Source organism: Alteraurantiacibacter buctensis (assembly GCF_009827655.1).
Classification (GTDB): Bacteria; Pseudomonadota; Alphaproteobacteria; order Sphingomonadales; family Sphingomonadaceae; genus Alteraurantiacibacter; species Alteraurantiacibacter buctensis.
Window position 1 is genome coordinate 166,804 of record NZ_WTYV01000002.1, and the last position, 20,051, is coordinate 186,854.

The 20,051-nt window shown below is 64.5% G+C and carries 15 protein-coding genes; 11 read left to right on the top strand and 4 right to left on the bottom strand.

The window, feature by feature from the left end; genetic code table 11:
- Window positions 1-3 precede the first annotated feature (3 nt).
- Both arsC and GRI99_RS05285 read right to left on the bottom strand, forming a co-directional pair.
- Complete coding sequence (gene arsC, locus GRI99_RS05280) at window positions 4-441, bottom strand: arsenate reductase (glutaredoxin) (RefSeq protein WP_160771005.1); 438 nt, start codon at window positions 439-441, stop codon at window positions 4-6.
- Window positions 442-462: 21 nt separating this feature from the next.
- On the bottom strand, window positions 463-807 hold the full coding sequence (locus GRI99_RS05285; protein ID WP_160771642.1) for an ArsR/SmtB family transcription factor: 345 nt from the start codon (window positions 805-807) through the stop codon (window positions 463-465).
- Between the two features lie 426 nt (window positions 808-1,233).
- Between GRI99_RS05285 and GRI99_RS05290 the strand changes: the two genes are divergently transcribed.
- Window positions 1,234-3,822, top strand: a complete 2,589-nt coding sequence (locus GRI99_RS05290; protein WP_202392960.1) for a TonB-dependent receptor plug domain-containing protein — start codon at window positions 1,234-1,236, stop codon at window positions 3,820-3,822.
- Between the two features lie 78 nt (window positions 3,823-3,900).
- Window positions 3,901-5,076 (top strand): Sb-PDE family phosphodiesterase, encoded by a 1,176-nt coding sequence (locus GRI99_RS05295; RefSeq protein WP_160771007.1) that lies wholly within the window; start codon window positions 3,901-3,903, stop codon window positions 5,074-5,076.
- 125 nt (window positions 5,077-5,201) lie between these two features.
- On the opposite strand, the gene GRI99_RS05300 is transcribed toward GRI99_RS05295, so the two are convergent.
- A complete protein-coding gene (locus GRI99_RS05300) occupies window positions 5,202-6,236 on the bottom strand; it encodes an ABC transporter substrate-binding protein (protein WP_160771008.1) in 1,035 nt (344 codons plus the stop codon).
- Window positions 6,237-6,308: 72 nt separating this feature from the next.
- On the opposite strand from GRI99_RS05300, the gene GRI99_RS05305 reads away from it, so the two are divergent.
- The 6 genes from GRI99_RS05305 to GRI99_RS05330 all read left to right on the top strand — a co-directional run bounded on the left by GRI99_RS05305 (window position 6,309) and on the right by GRI99_RS05330 (window position 15,721).
- Window positions 6,309-6,977 carry a response regulator transcription factor gene (locus tag GRI99_RS05305; RefSeq protein ID WP_160771009.1) on the top strand — a complete coding sequence of 223 codons (669 nt, stop codon included), beginning with the start codon at window positions 6,309-6,311 and terminating at the stop codon, window positions 6,975-6,977.
- Window positions 6,974-8,359 carry a sensor histidine kinase gene (locus GRI99_RS05310; protein ID WP_160771010.1) on the top strand — a complete coding sequence of 462 codons (1,386 nt, stop codon included), beginning with the start codon at window positions 6,974-6,976 and terminating at the stop codon, window positions 8,357-8,359. The genes GRI99_RS05305 and GRI99_RS05310 overlap by 4 nt, the downstream gene beginning before the upstream one ends.
- Before the next feature lie 74 nt (window positions 8,360-8,433).
- Complete coding sequence (locus tag GRI99_RS05315) at window positions 8,434-11,268, top strand: TonB-dependent receptor plug domain-containing protein (RefSeq protein ID WP_160771011.1); 2,835 nt, start codon at window positions 8,434-8,436, stop codon at window positions 11,266-11,268.
- A 43-nt stretch (window positions 11,269-11,311) separates the two neighbouring features.
- Complete coding sequence (locus GRI99_RS05320) at window positions 11,312-12,814, top strand: CapA family protein (RefSeq protein ID WP_160771012.1); 1,503 nt, start codon at window positions 11,312-11,314, stop codon at window positions 12,812-12,814.
- 41 nt (window positions 12,815-12,855) lie between these two features.
- Window positions 12,856-14,187, top strand: a complete 1,332-nt coding sequence (locus GRI99_RS05325) for a tripartite tricarboxylate transporter substrate-binding protein (protein ID WP_160771013.1) — start codon at window positions 12,856-12,858, stop codon at window positions 14,185-14,187.
- Between the two features lie 40 nt (window positions 14,188-14,227).
- Entirely contained in the window at window positions 14,228-15,721 is a 1,494-nt protein-coding gene (locus tag GRI99_RS05330) for a tripartite tricarboxylate transporter permease (protein ID WP_160771014.1), read from the top strand.
- 20 nt (window positions 15,722-15,741) lie between these two features.
- Here the strand turns inward: GRI99_RS05330 and GRI99_RS05335 are convergent, their stop codons facing one another.
- Window positions 15,742-16,041: a hypothetical protein gene (locus tag GRI99_RS05335; RefSeq protein ID WP_160771015.1), complete on the bottom strand. Its 300-nt coding sequence runs from the start codon at window positions 16,039-16,041 to the stop codon at window positions 15,742-15,744.
- An 89-nt stretch (window positions 16,042-16,130) separates the two neighbouring features.
- On the opposite strand from GRI99_RS05335, the gene otsB reads away from it, so the two are divergent.
- Genes otsB through GRI99_RS05350 form a run of 3 tightly spaced genes read left to right on the top strand, consistent with a single transcriptional unit; the run spans window position 16,131 to window position 20,049 of the window.
- Window positions 16,131-16,853, top strand: coding sequence for a trehalose-phosphatase (otsB, locus tag GRI99_RS05340; protein WP_237438158.1), 723 nt, complete (start codon window positions 16,131-16,133; stop codon window positions 16,851-16,853).
- On the top strand, window positions 16,850-18,646 hold the full coding sequence (locus GRI99_RS05345; RefSeq protein ID WP_160771016.1) for a glycoside hydrolase family 15 protein: 1,797 nt from the start codon (window positions 16,850-16,852) through the stop codon (window positions 18,644-18,646). The genes otsB and GRI99_RS05345 overlap by 4 nt, the downstream gene beginning before the upstream one ends.
- The gene (locus GRI99_RS05350; protein WP_160771017.1) at window positions 18,643-20,049 is read left to right on the top strand and encodes an alpha,alpha-trehalose-phosphate synthase (UDP-forming); all 1,407 of its coding nucleotides are present in this window, start codon (window positions 18,643-18,645) and stop codon (window positions 20,047-20,049) included. The genes GRI99_RS05345 and GRI99_RS05350 overlap by 4 nt, the downstream gene beginning before the upstream one ends.
- The last annotated feature ends 2 nt before the right edge of the window (window positions 20,050-20,051 follow it).

Sequence of the window (20,051 nt, forward strand, 5' to 3'; positions counted from 1 at the left end):
CGGTCAGCCCAGTGGCTGCACGCGGTTGCCGGATGCATCCACCACCTGCTCGCCGTCTTCCTTCGCAAAGGCCCCGCGCTGTCCGGCAGGGATCAGGTCGAGCACCTCTTCGGATGGCCGGCACAGCTTCACGCCAAGCGGGGACACCACCAGCGGGCGGTTGATCAGGATCGGATGCGCCATCATCGCGTCCACCAGTTGCTCATCGGTCAGCGCCGGATCGCCCAGACCCAGTTCGGCGTAAGGGGTGCCCTTCTCGCGCAACAGCGCGCGCGGCGTGATCCCGGCGCGCGCTATCAGGCTTTCCAGCAGCGCGCGCGACGGCGGCGTCTTGAGGTATTCGACGACGTGCGGTTCGATCCCGGCATTGCGGATCATCGCCAGTGCATTGCGCGACGTGCCGCACTCGGGATTATGGTAGATGACGATGTCGGTGGTCATACGCTTGCTCTCCTGAATGCCTCATTCGTTGCAGGTGATCTCGCCGAGCAGGTCGGCGCACATTTCGGGCGCCCCCTGGCAGCAGTCCTGCATCAGGAAAGCCAGCAGGCGGCGCATGGCGGCGTAGTCGGCCCGGTAGTGGATCAGGCGGCTTTCGCGCTGCGATTGCACGAGACCTGCACGCTCCAGCGTGGCCAGATGATGCGACATGGTGGACGGCGGAACGCCCTGCTGGTCCGCGATGGCGCCCGCGATCATGCCGTCCGGTCCGGCCTGCACCAGCATGCGGAACACCGAAAGCCGCGTTTCATGGGCGAGCGCGCCAAGGGCATCGATTGCCCAGACCTGGGGATTGAGTTCGTCCATCCGGTCCCACCTTTCGAGAAGGATCGAAATATCACGTTCGCTGGTCTTGGCAACAATCATTTCGATAAAGTTCGAAATAGAAGGGCGGCTATCGGCGGCGGGTGCAGATCCCGCCCTGTGGTTGTGTCCGGAACATAGGTTTGAAAAGCCCCGCACATGTCCCGGACGGGACAACGGAAGGACCAACCAATGGCCCCCAGATGCCCTTTGCATGTCCCGCAAATTGCAAGAAAGTCATATAAAAATCATAGTCTTGCAGTTTCCTTTCAAAAGCTCGCGAGCTATCATCGAACTTACGCTGCACTGCACAATTGCTGCAACGAATTCCGCCCATTGCCCTGCCAGCAGCAAGCGCCGCGTGAGTCGCCGGCGCACCTGCACTTCGGGGACTAGACCATGCAAACAATGCACACATTGCGCCGCCTTTTGGCGTGCACGACCTGCCTATGCTCAATTCTGCCGACAGCCGCGCTGGCGCAGCAGGCCAACGCGCGGGCCGACGAGGACTTCATCATCGTCGAAGGCGTGCGGGTTACCGAGGAAGTGACCGAGACTGCCGCCGAGCTGGCCGAGTTCGGCACCCAGGTCCAGGTGATCAGCAGCGACGAAATCCTCACCGGCGGCTTCACCAACTTTGGCGAACTGGCAGCCGGCCTGATCCGTGGCGCCAACGTGGGCTATTCGCCGGACGAAGGCGAATTCACCATCCGCATCGACGGCGGCACCGACCGCGACACGCTGCTGCTGGTCGATGGCGTGCCCTATTTCGACCGCTCCAGCCCGTCGGAAGACCTGTGGCCGGCAACGGCGATCGACCCGCGCATGATCTCCAGCGTCGAAATCTTCCGCGGCGGCCAGAGCCTCTATTTCGGCTCCAACGGCGGCCTGGGCGTGGTCAGCGTGCGCTCGAAGGATCCCGAGGCCGAGCTGGCCGGCCAGATCGGCATCTATGGCGGTTCGTTCCGCACCCGCGAGATCTATGGCAACGTCTCGGTGCCCCTGCCCATCGGCGAGGAAGGCGAGCACGCGCTGCTGGTGTTCGGCCGGTCTTACGAGACCGATTCCAACATCCTGTTCAACCGCGAAGCCTTTGCCGATACGCTGCTGGAATTGGGCGGCTTCCGCAAGTATCCCTACAGCTTCAACAATATCGGCCTGCGTTACATGTGGCGCGCTGCGCCCGATGTGACCTTCCGCGCGGGCTTCCAACTGGCGACCATCGACTTCGAGGATACCTTTCCCGACCAGTCGCCCTATGCCCCCAACCGCACCGAATTCCCCATCTTCAACGCCTCGCTGGATGCGCGGCTGAATGACCGGATGCGGCTGGAAGTGGAAGGGCACTACCAGGCGCCCTCGCTGCTCAACACCGAACTAGACCCGCTGGTCTGTTCGATCCCGCGCGTGGCGGACCTGCCGGCCAACGTACGCAGCCTGGCCCCCAGCGGCGGCTTTACCACGGCAACGGCCTTCGAGAACTTTGCCCGCGCCAACGGCCTGCCCACCGGCTGCGTCACCAACCCGCAGTTCAACTTCGGCCGCGCCAACGTGCAGGCGCGCGAGGGCATCTATATCAACCCGGCCAACGGCCTGCCCTATGGCACCATCGCCAACCCGTTCCCCATCGGCCACCCGATGGGCTTCGTAATCCAGTCGGTCGCCAGCTTCGGAACCGGCGTGCCGATCAAGGGCATCGGCGATGTCGACCGGTTCAAGTCCGGCTATATCGATCACGGTGCCAACGCCCGCATCTATTACGACTGGACCGACTGGTTACAGACCGTGATCGGCGTGCAGAACACCAGCTATACCGACAATTCGGACGAAGTGTTCGGCGTGCGGGATGTGACCCTGCGGTCCAACGGCATCTATGGTGACCTGCGCCTTGACCTGCCGGTGCTGGAGGGCCTGAACATCTCGCTGGCGGGCCGTCAGGACTTCAACAGCAACTTTGCCGACGAGTTCATCTGGAAGGCCAGCGGCCGCCTGGAACTGCCCGCCGGCTTCTATGTCCGCGGCGGTGGCGGCACGTCCTACAGCGCCCCCAAGATTGACGAGATCGGTGCCTATGGCCCGCTGGCCAACGTCAATCCCGGCCTGGAATCGCAAAGTGTCGAAACCTACAACTTCGGCACCGGCATCAATGGCGAGATCGCCATGGGCACCTTCAACATCGAACTGGGCTATTTCGACACTGCAATCACCAACCAGTTCGGTGATCGCAGCGTGGGCGCGGTGTGCCTGGAATATGCCCGCGAGACCAACCCTCTGGGCACCGTGGCGCGCGACGAGATTGTCCGCAACCGGGCGCTGATCATCCCGCCCGATGCCTTCTGCGCCACGGCGGCAGCGGCCAACCTGGGGTCCAACCAGTCGGTGGCGGTCAACACGTTGGCCCGCCAGGACATCAAGGGCTACACCATCGACCTGGCCTTCGATACCGAGATGGTCCAGTTCGACCTGTCGTTCACCAAGAATGACTCGCTGGAACTCAACCCGGTGTTCGGCCTGCTGGCCCGCCGCGATGGCACCACCGCCAACCTGTCGTTCGTCACTCCCGGGCCGGCCGGGGCCAATGAGACCCGCCAGTCGGCCGAACGGCCCGAATGGTCGGCTTCGGGCCTGATCACCTTCACCCCCACCGACCGGCTGACCGTGGCCTTCAACCCCCGCTACCAGGGGCCGGAATGGGCCTATGCACCGGCAGGCCTGGCGCGGCTGGTGGATGCCGACGGCAACCGCGTGGTCGAGGACGTCAACTTCGGCAACTACTTCGTGATGAACGCTTCGATCCAGTACCTGCTGGGCGAGAACCTGGAGCACCGCTTCATGGTGCGGCTGGTGAACCTGTTCGACGAGGAATACTTCGAACGGTATTCCGGCGGGTCAACCCTGCAGATTTCGCGCGCTGCGGTGCGCGGGGAACTGGGGCCGCAGAACTCGGGCTACTACCGCCAGTATGGCTGGAACGGCAAGCCGCGCTCGGCCTGGGTGCAATACGAATACCGCTTCTGAGCTGACCAAACGACCCGTGGGCAGGCTGGCGCTGCGGCGCGGCCTGCCCGCCCTTTCCCGATAAATGAGGAGTGTATCATGCGCTATCTGCTGCTTGCTTCGGCCGCCCTGGCCACCCTGTCCGGCACCGTTGCCGCCCACGAAGATCACCAGCCCGATGATCGCGAAGCCCACTTTCCCGCCGCACAGGACGGCCGCCAGCTGCTGCTGGTGGACCTGCATACCCACTCCGTGTTCTCGGACGGCATGGTGTGGCCGACCATCCGCGTGGAGGAGGCCGAGCGCGACGGGCTGGACGCGATTGCCCAGACCGAACACCTGGAACACCAGCCGAAGCGGGCCGATATTCCGCACCCCGACCGCAACCGATCGCACCAGATCGCCGCGGCGGAAGTGGCGCGGACCGGCAGCGACCTCATCGCAATCAACGGCGCAGAGATCACCCGCGGGATGCCGCCGGGCCACGTCAACGCTGTCTTCGTCACCGATGCCAATGCCCTATTGGTGGACGATGCCGAAGCCGCCATCCGCACGGCCAATGCGCAAGGGGCCTTCGTGTTCTGGAACCATCCCAACTGGCTGCCGCAGGCGCCCGATGGCGTGGCCCGGATCTTCCCGTTCCACCAGGCCCTGATTGCCGATCGCCAATTGCACGGTGTGGAAGTGGCCAACGGCACGCTGGATGCCTATTCCGAACACGCCTTCCAGATCGCCCTCGACTATAACCTGGCGGTGCTGGGCACGTCCGACATCCATGGCCTGGTGGACTGGAGGCACAACGCCGGCCACGGCGGGCATCGGCCGCAGACCATCGTGCTGGCCGGCCAGCGCAGCCAGCAGGGCCTGCGCGAGGCGCTGTTCGCGGGCAACACCGTGGCCTGGATCAACGACGACATCATCGGCCTGCAACGCAACGTGGAGCCGGTGGTGCAAGCCTGCCTGAAGCTGGAGCCGCAGAGCTACCTGCCGAACTCCAGCGTGCTCGACGTGCAACTGGTCAACTCCTGCCCGCTGGCCTTCACCCTCAACAATGACGGCGACCGCACCCTGCACAACATCAGCGACCTGATCCGGGTAGAGCGCTACAGCTCGACGCGGCTGCAGGTGCGGATGAATGACGAGCGTAGCGTGCTGGCGCTGGATGTGCGGGTGCTCAACGCCCACATCCGCCCGCGTGAGGCGCTGCGCACCACGCTGTCGATTGATCTGCCGGCGTCCATGGTGCCAGCCTTGCCTTCGGCCGAGGCAGAGTAGCCGGCAAGCCTGGCAGGTCCAGGCGGGGAACTTCGAGAACCAGGAATCCGGTGGCCATACCGGGTTCCTGGTTGAGCCGGTGGATGGGACCAGACCGGCCAAGAAATGTCCTGCCGCTGTCCTTTCTACTGCTCCTCGGGCGTCATCGTTGTCCGCCATCGGCGGATAAAGTTGGCGGTGTTCATGCGGTCGCGGTTGCCAAGCAGGGCCGGGCCGACCTTGATGGCGCGCGTTCGTATGCCTGCCAGTTCGGGGTAAGGGTTGGAGAGATCGAGGCGGACCGGGATCATCCCTTGCTGCGCGATAAGCTGCTGGCCTTCCCGCGAAAGCAGATAGCCCAGCAGCCGCTGGCCAAGTTTCGGATTTGGGGCAGATGTCGGGATGAGCGCGACGCGCGATGCCAGCAATATGTAGTCGCCCGGCATGACGATGCCGAAGCGATCGTCATCGGCAGCCTGTTGAAACGCATAGGAACCCAGGATGCCATAGGCCAGCAGCAGCTTGCCAGCAGTCACGTCGGCGATCATTTCGCTGGACGACTGGTAAAGCTGTGGGCGCAGGGTGCCAATGGTGCGCACCAGTTCCCAGTTGGCAGGATCCGCCTCCAGGTCCTGGTTGAACAGCAACATCCCGGTGGAGCTGCGCTCCGGGTCGTAAATGCCGATCCGGCCCAGGTAGCGGGTGCGGTTTTGCTGAAGGTGCTCTGTCAACTGGGCACGGCTTGTGTCCGGGGCGATGCCAAGATCGGCGGGTGTGTTGATGCCGATGACGATCGGCTCGACCCCGACCGCGAAGGCCCTGTCACGCCAGTGTGCCCAATCGGGCAGTTGTTCGATTTCTGGCACCGCGAAAGGCATCGCCTGGCCGTCATTGGCAAGCTGTACCTGCAGATCCATCGCCGAGTTGATCAGCAAGTCTGGTCCCGTCCGGCCGCTGCGGCGATCCTCCAGGTAGCGTTCGCTCACCTCAGCTGCAGTAAGCGAATGATACTCGACCGCAATCCCGGGGTTGCCCTGTTCGAAAGCGGTCAGAAGCGGCTCGATCGTGGGGGTGTCGATGGTGCCATAGACAACCACGGTGCCCGTCTCGCCGGTGCCGTCCAGCCGCTCGCACGCGCCAGACAGCAGCAACAAGACCATGATTAGCAGGCGACGCAGCATCCTCGATCTCCCCGCTGTTTGTCGCATGCCCAATCGCTTGATACAATCACTGCGGAGAGGGACGCTTGTGCCATGGCACGGATCTTGGTTGTAGAGGATGACATAGCCCTGGCGCGGGGCATCCTGGCGCTGCTGCGGGCAGATGGGCACGCTGTCGATCACGTCGAGTCGGCCGAGGAGGCGGTCGATCTGGTCGGCCAGGAGCCCTATGACCTGTTTGCCGTAGATCTTGGCCTGCCCGGGATGAGCGGGATCGACTTCGTCAGCGCGGCGAGGGCGAAAGGCAACAGCGCCTCCATCCTGATCCTGACGGCGCGGGACACGATCGAGGACAAGGTCCGCGGGCTGGACGCAGGCTCCGATGACTATCTGCCCAAGCCATTCGATCCTGCCGAACTGCGGGCGCGGGTGCGGGCCCTGCTGCGGCGCCACACCAGCGATGCCAGCCCGCTAATCAGTGTGGGCCAACTGGTGTGCGATCCGGCTACCAACAGGGCCACAGTTGCCGGCGAAGCCCTTGATCTGCGCCGCCGGGAATGGGCCGTGCTTGTCGCGCTGGCGCGCAAGGCGGGCACCGTGGTCGCCAAGGAACGCCTTGCCGCCGAGGTATTCGACTATGACGATCCGGTCGGGCCCAACGCGCTGGAGGTTTATGTCGCCCGTTTGCGCAAGAAATTGCAGCCGTCCGGCCCGCATATCCGCACCCTTCGCGGGCTTGGCTACATCATGGAAACCTCATGACGGGCATCCTGCCAAATTCGCTTTCGCAACGGCAGTTGGTGATCATGGTTTCGGCCCTTATCGGCATTGCCGGAATCCTGGCTGCTGGCGGCACCCTGCTCGCGGCCAGCTTTGCCCAGAGGGCATCGGACCGCGTTTTGCGCAGCGCTGTCACCGCGATAAGCGACACGCTGACCGTCGAAGGGGACAGCGTTCAGGGACGGGTCCCGGTCGGCGCTTTCAGCTTCCTGGAAGACACCGGACAGGACAGTGTTTTCTACAACATCTCTCAGGGTGGACGGATAATCACTGGCTACGACGAACTGGCGGTGGCCCCGCCGGACGAGGGAGAGGACTTCGGCTTTCGCGATGACGAGGTCTTCGGGCAGGAGGTGCGGGTCGCGGTCCAGCAGGTTGAGCTGCCCCGCCAGGACCAGCCGGTGATCATTCAGGTGGCCGAAACCCTGAACCAGCGTGAAAGCCAGACAATCGAGATGCTGCTGGCCGTTCTGGTACTGGAGCTTGTCCTGGTGCTGGCGGCTGCGGCGATGATCAAACCCGCAGTGCGCTGGGGGCTGCGACCAGTTGCGCGGTTACAGGCCCAGTTGAGTGGGGAAAAATTCAATGCGCTGGCCCAGAGCAAGCTGGAGACGCGCGATGTGCCGCGCGAGTTGCAGGGCCTGGTCGAAGCCTACAATCACCTTATCGCGCAGCTTGGCGACGCCCTCGCAGCCCACCGCCGGTTCACGGGCGATGCCTCGCACCAGTTGCGCACGCCGCTTACCATCCTGAAAAGCCACATCGCCGTGCTGGAGCATTCGGAACCAGCTTCGGAAGAGTTCGACCAGTCGGTCAGGGACATTGCCGAAGCCAGTGCGCGGCTGGAACGGTTGCTGTCTCAGCTACTCAAGCTCGCGCGGGCCGAAGGGGGCGGTGCAAGCGACAGTGCCGTGGTTGAAACAGACCTGGCAGACCTGATCGCGGACCTGTGCCGTCGCCTGGCGCCCGAAGCCCTGGGGCGAGGTATGGACATGGAATTCCACGCCGACGGGCCAGTGATCGTCCGCTCGCATCCCATTGTTGTCGAGGAGATAGTCTCAAACCTGATCGAAAACGCCATTCGATACGGCCGGATGGGTGGGCTGATCGAGGTTTCCGTTCACCGGCAGGGGGAGGGCCCGGTAATCGAAGTTCGTGATAACGGTCCGGGCATCGCGATGGGGGACCGTGAGAGGATTTTCCGGCGTTTTTCGCGCCTTGCCCGGGACTCGGGAAGGCCGGGCAGTGGCCTGGGCCTGGCGATCTCGCGCACGCTGGCAGAGGCCGTCGGGGCAAGCGTCGAACTTGTCTGGAGCGAGGTCGGGAAGGGTTCTTTGTTTCGCGTCAGTTTCATGAAAGGCTGATGACAGCTTGGTGATCTAGCACACCCTACACAACAACGTCGGGCGTGAACCGGCGTGCTGCCAAGGGGGATAAGATGCGCCGTTTTCAGCTCAAGCTGTCTGCTTCACTGCTTGCCATCGCCATGCCGTTTGCGCCTGCGTTTGCCCAGCAGGCCGACCAGCCGGATTCCGCCGCTGCGGACGCCGAAGGCAATGAGGGCAATGCCATCATCGTCACAGGTTCGCGAATCCGGTCAGGCACGTTCAATGCGCCCACGCCGGTGACCGCCGTTTCGGCCGACCAACTCTCGATGGCCGCACCGGGCAACATGGCCGATGCCCTCAAGCAGATCCCCTCGGTTGTCCCGGGTGGCGGCACCACGGCCGGTGGCGGCACCCGCGCCGGCGGCCAGAACTTCCTCAACCTGCGCGGCCTGGGCAACAGCCGCACGCTGGTGCTGCTCGACAACCGCCGCTTCGTGCCGACCGGGCCGGACCTGCTGGCCGACATCAACCTGATCCCGCAAGGGCTGGTCGAGCGGGTCGACGTGGTGACCGGCGGCGCTTCTGCCGCCTACGGTTCGGACGCGGTGGCAGGCGTGGCGAACTTCATCCTCAACCGCCGGCTCACCGGGCTGCGCGTGAACGCCACGACCGGCATCTCGCAGCGCGGCGACAACGAGGAAATCCGTCTTTCCGTCAATGGCGGCTTCAGCGGCCTGGATGGACGCCTGCACGTGATTGCTGGCGGCGAATACTTCGAGAATGCCGGTGTCCGTGGCGATGAGCGGCAGTTCCGCCGCACTGCCGGGAATCAGGTTCTCGACCCCGCCCGGCCTGGCTTCCTGACCCGCATCGACGATTATCGCACGGCCTACACGACTGGCGGACTTGTGGTTGTCGGCACGGGCGGCACGACCGCCAATCGCAACCTGGTTTTTGGCACTCAGTTCGGTGATGGCGGCAACCCGCTTCCCTATGACTACGGCACGGTCTCGACCACGCTGCGCAACGCCACCGGCACGCAGAACGGCGGCGATGGCTTCCGCACTTCGACGGGGCAGGAAATTGTCCGCCCGCTGAACCGGACGTCTGCCTTCACGCATATCGATCTGGAAGTGGCCGCTGGCCTGACGCTCTATACCGAGGGCCTTTACGCGCGGACCAATTCCGAGTTCGCCAACAGTCCGACCACGCGCACCTTCAATATCTCGCGCAACAACCCCTACCTGGCGCAGGTCGCCCCGGCGCTGGTCACACAGCTTAACGCGCTGGGACTGACCGGTATCTCCATGAACCGCCTGACGCTGGAGCGCGGGCCAACGCTGACGACCAACGAAAACGAGACAATCCGAGGTGTTGTCGGTGCCGAGGGCGAGATCGGAAACTGGTCGTGGGACCTGTCCTACCAGTATGGCCGCAATGACACGCACAGCCCCACCGCCACCAACCTGATCACCACCAACTTTACCCGCGCGCTCAATGCCGTGGTCGCCACGGCAGGCAATCCAGGCGGCATTGCGGCGGGTACGATCACCTGCGCTGACCTCGTCAACGCCGATGCTACGGTTCGCGCAAATGCCGCTGGTTGTTCGCCCTTCAATCCGTTCGGTGCGGGATCGCCCTCCAGTGCCTCGCTCGATTACGTATTCGGCACCTCGGTGTTTGATACCCGCACCACACAGCAGGTGGTGGATGCCAGTGTTTCGGGCTCGCTATTCGACCTGCCAGCGGGCCCCGTCGAGGTCGCGGTTGGCGGCGAGTGGCGCAAGGTCAGCGCAGTCACCACGGCCGATGCCACGTCGATTGCGGGCGGCTATCGCCTGATCAACCAGCAACCCTTTGCCGGCAGTGTCACGGTCAAGGAAGCATTCGGGGAAGTGCAGATTCCGGTGTTCGACGGCTCTGCAATCGGGTCATTCGACGTCAACCTGGCTGCCCGCGTCACCGACTATTCGACCAGCGGCGAGGTGACCACCTGGAAGGCCGGTGCCGTATGGCAGCCGGTTGACGAACTGCGCATCCGCGGCACCTATTCGCGCGACATCCGCGCGCCCAACCTGGAAGAGCTGTTTGCCACCGGCCGCCAGAACAACATTACGATCCAGGATGCCTTCACCAACTCGACTTACCTGTCGGTCCCCAACCGTACGCTGGGCAATGCCGCGCTGACGCCGGAGAAGGCCAAGACCTTTGTGGTCGGTTTCGTCTACCAGCCGAACTGGCTCGATAATTTCAGTCTGGCAGTAGACTATTTCGACATTCGCATTACCGATGCGATCGCCAACGTCGGCGGGCAGAACGCGGTCGAACAGTGCAACCTGAGCAACCAGACCTCGCCCATCTGTGCTTTCGTCGAGCGCAACGCGGCCAATGCCGTGATCGGCACCCGCACTTCGCCGTTCAACCTGACCTCGCAGGAAACCAACGGCATCGACATCGAGACGCAGTATCGCACCCAACTGGGCGAAAGCACCGACCTGACGCTGCGCGGCTTTGCCACTTATACCGGCAAGAACCTGACCGATAACCCTTTCAACGCGGTCAACAATGACGCAGTGGGCGACCTTGCCCAGTCGGTCCAGCCGCGCTGGCGGGGCACTCTGTCCGCCAACCTGGACAACGACGGCTGGGGTGCCTTCATCCAGGCGCGCTACATCCATTCGTTCACCTGGGACCGCCTGCGGACCCTTGGGGTGGATACCGATTTCAACCACGTTCCGGCGCAGGTCTACCTGGATGGCCAGGTGAGCGTGAAGATCGAGGATTGGGGCGGCGAGCAGGAGGTGTTCCTCAACGTCTCGAACCTGCTCGACAAGGGCTGGGTCTATGCCCCCATTCGCGGCGGCGCCACGCCGCTGCCGACCAATCCCAACCTGTATGACCAGGTCGGCCGCATGTTCAGGATCGGGCTGCGCGCCCGGTTCTGATAAGGTGAACGAGGTGAACGATCCAGGACAGGGGAATATCAAGATGCGCCGTCGCCTGATGCTTCATGGGCTACTTCTCTCCCCGCTGCTCGTTGGCGCGGCGGCGGCGCAACCCTTCCGGTCCCCTCCCGATGCGACCACCCACGAGTGGCGCGATCTGGAGCGCGAGCTGCGCAACAAGATGACCGGCACCTATACGGTCGCCATTACCGGGGACCTGCTGTTCCAGGAGCCGGCGGGCCAGCGCATCAGCCCGCAGATCCGGGAAGTTCTGCAGTCTGCCGATACCACGATGGGCAATCTTGAGGGGTATCTGGTTGACCGCCAGACCTGGGCGGGCACCCACGGCTATCGGAATAACTGGGCACCCAAGGAGCTGGCGCAGGACCTGGCGGACCTGGGCTTTGACCTGGTGGCGCCGGGCGAGGCTGACGGCGGCCCGGCCGAGCAGATCGAGACGATGCGCTATCTCGATGAAGCCGGCATCAAGCGTCCCGGCTATGGCCCCAACCTGTCCATTGCGCGCCAGCCGGCGTTCCAGGAACTGCCGCAGGGGCGCGTGGCACTGGTGGCAGCGTTCCCCATCGGCCCGGTGGCTGACGGGCCGATTGCGCGGAACAAGGACGGAAACGACGGTGGCGAACAGGCGGGCATGAACCCGCTGCGGTTGACCCAGTGGGTAACCGTCACGCAGGAGCAGTTCGACCAGCTGGTCGCAATGCGCGACTCTATTCTGGCGCGGCGCAACGAGCCCGATCTGGCCCGGCCCACCGACCTGCCGCGCGACCGGCCGGGCCGATTGTCGTTCCTGGGCCGCAACTACATCGTGGCGGAACGTCCCGGCGAATTCCGCTATGAAATGAACGCTGAAGACCTGCAATCGCAGCTTCTCGCGATCCGCAACGCGAAGGAATACGCCGATTTCGCGGCCTTCACGATGCACATCCACGAGAACAGGTATGCCTTCCAGGCCTATTCACAGGACCATTATCCGCCCGACTATGTGATGGAGATCGCCCGCGCTGCGATCGACAACGGGGCCGACATGTTCTTCGGCCACGGCAACCATACTATGCAGGGGATCGAGATCTACAAGGGCCGGCCGATCTTCTACAATCCGGGCAACCTGGCAGTGCAGCGGTTCGGTTCGGACGACAGCGCGCCGAACCCTGGCAACGTGACGAACATCGAGGCCGGCGAACTGGGCAACATGTGGCTCCAGCAATACGAGAACCTCGTCGCCTATGTCGCGCAGTCGCACTATCGCGATGGCCGCTTGGAAGAAATCCGCATCTACCCGGTCGATCTGGGCGTCGACGCCACGCGGGTGCCGTGGTCGCGATCAAGCATTCCGCAGACACCATCGCCCGAATTGGCCAGGCGAATCCTGGCCGACCTCCAGCGCTATTCCGAGCCTTTCGGCACGCAGATCGAAATCAGGGACAACATCGGCATCATTCGCATACCGCCGGAAGCTATTGTTCCGGTTGGCGGTGATCTGGATATTCCCGGCCGCGGTCCTGCATCCGGACGTTCGGGCAACTGACAGTGGCCGGCCAGACGCCACATCTTTCGCGCCGGACCGTGATGGCCGGCGGCGCAGCGCTGGTGTCGCTTCTCGCGACCCGCGCCAGCGCGGCAGCGGACTTTCCCAACCGGCCCTTGTCGATCCTGGTGCCGGCCAATCCGGGCGGGGGATGGGACCAGCTTGCCCGCCTGATGCAGCAGGTGATTGCGCGCAACCACCTGGCACCTACGCCGATCGACGTGTTCAACAAGGGCGGCGCGGGCGGTGCCATCGGCCTGGCCGACCTGGTCACCCGCAAGCACGACGATCCCTACACCATCATGGCGGCCGGTTCCGTGCTGCTGGGATCGACCATTTCGCAGAACAGCCCGTTCCGCGCGAGCGACTCCAGGCCGCTGGCCCGGCTGATCGTCGAGAATCTGGTGGTTGCGGTCCCCAGCAACTCGCCGCTGCGCACGATCAACGACCTGCTGGACGCCTACCGCGCCGACCCCGGCAGTTTCACCTGGTGCGGCGGATCGGCAGGGGGTGTTGACCATATCCTGATCGGCCTCATCACCGAAGCCTGCGGCGTCGCCGCGGAACGGATGCGTTATGTCGCCTATTCGGGCGGCGGGGAGGCATCCGCGGCCATCATGGGCGGCCAGGTAACCGCTGCCGTGGCCGGTTACGGCGAATGGCGCGGACTGGCCGAATCCGGCCATATCCGCATCTTGGCATCGAGTGCGCCCCAGCGTTTCGGGGATGGCACCATCCCGACCCTGCGGGACGCCGGGTTGGATATCGTGCTGCAGAACTGGCGCGGGGTCTTTGCCGCGCCGGGTGCCAGCGCCGAGGGCATTGCCTGGTGGGCCAACCTGATCCGCACCATGCGGAACACCCGCGATTGGCAGGAAATGCTGGCCAACAAGGGCTGGGAGGATGGCTACCTGGAGGCTGATGCGTTTGCCGCCTTCATCCGCGCCGAGGAGATGACCACCGAGACAACCCTTGCACGGGTGGGAATTGGCGGCACTGCCGGCGGCAACTCGCCCCTGGGTCCCTGGGGAATGCCCAAGGTCATTGCCGGCCTCGCAGTCGTGGCTGCCGTCGGCGTGGCCATGGAATACCGCAGCGGCATCTCCGTTGGTCCAGCAGGGCTGGAAGACGACGACGAAGGTGGCGGTGACCTGCCGGTCTGGTCGCGCTTCCTGGCGGGAGCGGCAATCATCCCGCTCTATCTGCTGGCCCTGTCGCTGGTGGGCTTCCTGATCGCGACGCCGGTCTTCGTCGTGTCCATCTGTCTGCTGATGAAGTCACGGACGCTGAAATGGGACGTTCTGGCAGCACTGGTCCTGACTGGCCTGGTGTGGCTGCTGTTCACCCGCGTGCTCAACATTTTCCTTCCGTGACGAGGTAGCTGCCGTGGATTTTGCGACACTCGCCAGCAACATGAGCACCGGCTTCGCGGTGGCGCTTAGCCCCGACAAACTGGCGTTCGGCCTTCTGGGAGTTCTCATCGGCACGGCCGTGGGCGTGCTGCCGGGCCTGGGGCCGTCGGTTGCCATCGCGCTGTTGCTGCCGCTCACATTCGGTCTCGATCCAACGACCGCGTTTATCCTGTTCGGCGGCATCTACTACGGCACGATGTATGGCGGATCGACGACATCCATCCTTATTAACACGCCGGGTGACGCGGCTGCCTCGGTTTCCACCTTCGAGGGCTACCCGATGGCCAAAAGCGGCCGCGGCGGGGTTGCCCTGGCAACGTCGGCGATCGGTTCGTTCATCGGCGGCACTTTTGCGACTTTCATGCTGATGATCGCCGCGACCAGCCTGGCGGGTATCAGCCTGGTTTTCGGGCCACCGGAATATGCCCTGCTGATGCTCCTGGCCCTGACCATGGTCACCGGCATGGCCGGCAAGTCGCTGTTCCGCGCGCTGTTTGCGCTGGCTTTCGGCCTGGGCCTGGCGATGATCGGCATCGACATGCAGACGGGCGAGAACCGCCTGACCTTCGGCGTGCAGGAGCTTTACGGCGGGATCGATGTCGCACTGGGGGCTGTCGGGCTGTTCGCCGTGGGCGAAGCCCTCTGGCTGATTGCGGCCCCGGCTTCCGCGGCGACCGAGCGGATGCCCACCAACCGGCTGTGGCTGACCATCGAAGAGTGGCGCCGCTCGCTGGTGCCGTGGTTGCGGGGAACGGTTGTTGGGTTCTGCAGCGGCCTGCTGCCCGGCACCGGGGCGACCTTTGCGACATTCCTCAGCTATGGGGTCGAACGGCGCTTCGCGAAGAACCCGCAGGAATTCGGCAAGGGTGCGATCGAGGGGCTGGCAGGCCCGGAGGCGGCCAACAATGCAGCGGCCGGTGCCAGCATGGTCCCGCTTCTTGCGCTGGGCATTCCCGGCTCGGCCACGACCGCGATCATGCTGGTTGCGTTCCAGTTGTATGGCTTGCAGCCGGGGCCGACGCTGCTGGAGACGAACAAGGACCTTGTCTGGGGCCTTATCGCCAGTCTCTATGTGGCCAACGTCCTGCTGGTGATCCTCAACCTCCCCCTGGTGGGGCTGTGGGTGCAATTGCTCAAGATTCCCAAGGGAATGATGACGGCGCTGATCCTCGTGTTCTCTACTGTTGGCGCATACAGCCTGCAGGGAAGCCTGGGCGATGTGACGATTGTCTGGCTTCTGGGGGTCGCCGGCTTCCTGTTGCGCCGCTTCGGATTTCCGATCGCGCCGGTTCTGCTTGGCCTTGTGCTCGGCCCCTTGCTTGAACAGGACCTGCGCCGGTCCCTCGCCATGTCGAACGGCGACTATTCGATCTTCATCACGCGGCCCATCTCGGCGTGCATCCTCGCTGTCATCGTCATCGGGCTTGCCGTGTTCGTCAGGAAGACGCTGCGCGAGCGTAAGGTTGCGCTGCGCGCTGTGGTGGAAGCAAACTGATTTGCTTTGGGAGGAGAAGTTCAGAGGTTCGTTCCTGTCTCCCCGACCATTGGCGTGAAACCGCAGAATTCCGCGGCTTTTTGAAAGTTCACCGTGACGCCGATTGTGGCACCTTCGTGTGACATCAGCAACGAAAGTGCTTGCTCGGTCGGGTAGCGATTGCGCCACCTTGACCCGTCAGGTTCTGCCGATTTGCTAGATCTGAAACGGCGACGCTGTCGCTGTTCAACTCGCCAATCGAGTCCGCCGCAATGGTCGATCCGATTGGGAACTTGCAGCTCCAGGTAATGCCGCTTCGCAAGGGCAGAAGGCGCGCTCATGCCGTTTCAAGTCGGAACCGTCGGCCTCTTCCTCCATTTGCATGATGGTACATGCTTTAAGAGACCCAGACGTTTTGCCACGAAACCCATTGATTGAACCTCCAGCGCTGACGTCTGACAATTCAATTCTGCTCGATTTCGATGGCACCATGGTCGATCTAGTCGATCGACCGGACGCCGTCGTCATGGACGCGGAATTGGGCCGGCTGATCGACCACCTGATTGAAGTCTTCGACCGCCGGGTTGCGATTGTCAGCGGACGATCAGTGACGCAGCTGAAGTTCCTCTTGGGCCGGCTGGCGACCGACATCGCCCTGGTCGGCAGTCACGGTGCAGAAGTTCATGCTCACACTTCTGCGGCCACACCCCTCCGGCCACCGGAATTGGATGGTGTGGAACAAGCGATACACTTCCAGCTGGCAGGAATGCCGGGAGTCCTGATTGAATCGAAAACACTAGGGGTGGCCGTTCATTACCGTCTGGATCCCTGTTCCGAGCCGCGTGTTCGCGCTGTTGTCAAAGACCTTGCGGCAAGTAGCGGGCTGGTCATGCAGGAAGGAAAAATGATGCTGGAACTACGCACCGCCGGCGCAGACAAGGGCACGGGCATTGCCGCTTTGATGAACCAGCCACCCTTCGCTGGAACCAGACCCGTCTTCGCTGGCGACGACGTGACCGACGAGGCCGGCTTTGCCGCCGTCGCCCGGATGGGCGGCCACGGCGTGCTGGTGGGTCCTGAGCGGCCAACCGCGGCGCGCTATCGCCTGGCCGACGTGGGGGCGGTGCGCCAGTGGCTGGGCCGCCGGCCATGACCGCCACGCTGGACCTGTGGCCGATCGGCAATTGCCAGATATCTGCGCTGGTTGACCGCGCGGGCCGCTTTGTCTGGGGCTGCCTGCCGCGGGTGGATGGCGATCCGGCCTTCTGCTCGCTGCTGGACAATGCCCCGCCTGCCGCCGACGGCGCTTTCGGGTTCTGGGAGATCGACCTCGACGGCGTGGTCGAAACAACGCAGCGCTACCTGCGCAGTACCCCGGTGCTGGTCACCCGCCATACCGATGGTGCGGGCAACGCGGTGGACGTGATCGACTTCTGCCCCCGGTTCAAGCGCATGGGCCGGATGTATCGCCCCGTGGCCTATGTGCGGATCGTGCGGCCCGTGGCGGGCAGCCCGCGCATCCGCGTGCGGCTGCGCCCGGCCATCCAATGGGGCAGCGCGCAGGCGGAAACCGCGCGCGGGTCGAACCACATCCGCTACCTGCTGCCCGACTGTGCCCTGCGCCTGTCGACCAATGCCCCGGTGGGCTGGGTCCTGGATGAACGCATGTTCCGCGTGGAAGGCCCGCTGCACTTCTTCCTGGGGCCGGACGAGAGCTTCGCTCAGGAAATCCCCCGCGCGCTTGATGCCATGCTGGACGACACGGTTGACGAGTGGCGCCACTGGGTGCGGGGCTTGGCCACGCCTTACGAATGGCAGGAGGCGGTGATCCGCTCGGCCATCACCCTGAAGCTGTGCCAGCACGAGGAAACCGGCGCGATCGTGGCGGCGCTGACCACCTCGATCCCCGAACACGCCGATTCCGGCCGCAATTGGGACTATCGCTACTGCTGGGTGCGCGATGCCTATTACACGGTGCAGGCGCTGAACCGGCTGGGCGCGCTGGACGTGCTGGAGGGTTACCTCGCCTACCTGCGCAACATCGTCGACAATGCCGCCAGCGGCCACATCCAGCCGCTTTATGGCGTGGGGGGCGAGGCCCGGCTGGTGGAAGGCGAGGCGGCAGCGCTCAGCGGCTATCGCGGGATGGGGCCGGTGCGCGTGGGCAACCAGGCCTATGAACAGGTGCAGCACGATGCCTATGGCCAGATCGTGCTCTCGAACGCGCAGGCCTTTTTCGACCATCGCCTGCTGCGGATGGGGGGGATCGAGGATTTCCACGCGCTGGAGCCGGTGGGCGAGCGGGCCTGGCAATTGTTCGACCAGCCCGATGCCGGCCTGTGGGAACTGCGCACGCGCAGCCACGTCCACACTTATTCGGCGGCCATGTGCTGGGCGGCCTGCGACCGGCTGGGCAACGTGGCGCAAGTGCTGGGCCTGCCGGACCGGGCCGTCTTCTGGAACGAACGGGCGCGGCAGATGCGGACGCGGATCGAGCAGGAAGCCTGGCGCGAGGAGGCCGGCACCCTGTCAGCAACCTTTGCCGGCAGCGAGCTGGATGCCAGCCTGCTGCAACTGCTGGACCTGCGCTTCCTGGCCCCGGACGACCCGCGCTTCACGGGCACGCTGGCGGCGGTGGAGCAGGGCCTGCGCCGCGGCTCGCACATGCTGCGTTATGCCACGCAGGACGATTTCGGCCTGCCGCACACCGCCTTCAACGTGTGCACCTACTGGCTGATCGAGGCGCTGCATTTCACCGGCCGCCACGCCGATGCCCGCGCCCTGTTCGAGGAGATGCTGCCGCGCTGCACCCCTGCGGGCCTGCTGTCGGAGGATATCGATCCGGTGACCGGCGAGCTGTGGGGCAACTATCCGCAAACCTATTCGCTGGTGGGGCTGATCAATTGCGCTGTCCTGCTGTCCAAACCCTGGAGTGCCGTGCGATGAGCCGCCTGATCGTCATCTCGAACCGCGTCACCGCCGCCAGCGCCAAGGGCGGCGCGCAAGGCGGGCTGGCCGTGGCCCTGACCGCCGCCCTGCGCGAAAGCGGCGGCATCTGGTTCGGCTGGTCGGGCGAGCAGACCGACCAGTTCACCGGCCACATCAACTTCACCCGCAGCCACGGCGTGACCACCGCCACGATTGACCTGGAAGAGCAGGATATCGAGGAATACTACAACGGCTATGCCAACCGCACGCTGTGGCCGCTGTTTCACTATCGCATCGACCTGGCCGAATACGAGCGTGACTTTGCCCACGGCTACCAGCGCACCAACGAGTGGTTTGCCGAGACCGTCTATCCGCTGATCGAGCCGGACGACATGGTGTGGGTGCAGGACTACCACATGTTCCCGCTGGGCCAGGAGTTGCGCAGGCGCGGCCTGAAGAACCGGATCGGGTTCTTTCTCCACATCCCCTGGCCACCCCGCCGCCTGCTGACCACGCTGCCCGAAGCGCGGACGCTGGTGGAATCGCTGCTGGCCTACGATGTGGTCGGCTTCCACACCCGCGAATGGCTGCTGTCGTTCTGCGACTATGCTCGCGAGGACCTGGGCGGCGTGATCGACGAAAACGACGTGCTGACGGTGGGGACGCGCAAGGTCCGCCTGCTCGCCTGCCCCATCGGCATCGATGCCGAGGAGTTTGCTGCGCTGGCCGCCAGCCCGGTGGCGCAGGCCACGCACGATCGGGTCCACCGCAGCGCCGTGGGGCGCGCGCTGATCGTGGGGGTGGACCGGCTGGACTATTCCAAGGGGCTGGAGGAGCGCTTCCTCGGCTACGAGCGGTTCCTGCTGGAGAACCCGGCCGAGCGCAAGGAAGTGGTGCTCCTCCAGATCGCCCCGCCGTCGCGGGCGGACGTGGAAAGCTACCAGCGCATCCGCAACACGCTGGAAGGGCTGGCGGGCCGGATCAACGGTGCCCATGCCGGGCTGGACTGGGTGCCCATCCGCTATGTCAACCAGGGCTACCCGCGCGATGCGCTGGCGGGCGTCTACCGGGCCAGCCGGATCGGGCTGGTCACCCCCTTGCGCGACGGGATGAACCTGGTGGCCAAGGAATATGTCGCCGCGCAGGATCCCGCCGACCCGGGCGTACTGATCCTCTCGCGCTTCGCCGGTGCGGCCGACCAGATGCCCGAGGCCCTGCTGGTCAACCCGCACAGCGCCGAGGAAATCGCCGATGCCATCGGCCGTGCCCTGGCCATGCCGCTGGACGAGCGGCAACGCCGCTGGCAAGCCCTGATGGAAGGCGTGACGCGCGAGGACGTGATCTGGTGGCGCAAGCGCTTCACCGACGCCCTGGCCGCAGTTGCAGCGGACCCGCCAGCGACCGCCAGCGCCGAGCCATGAGG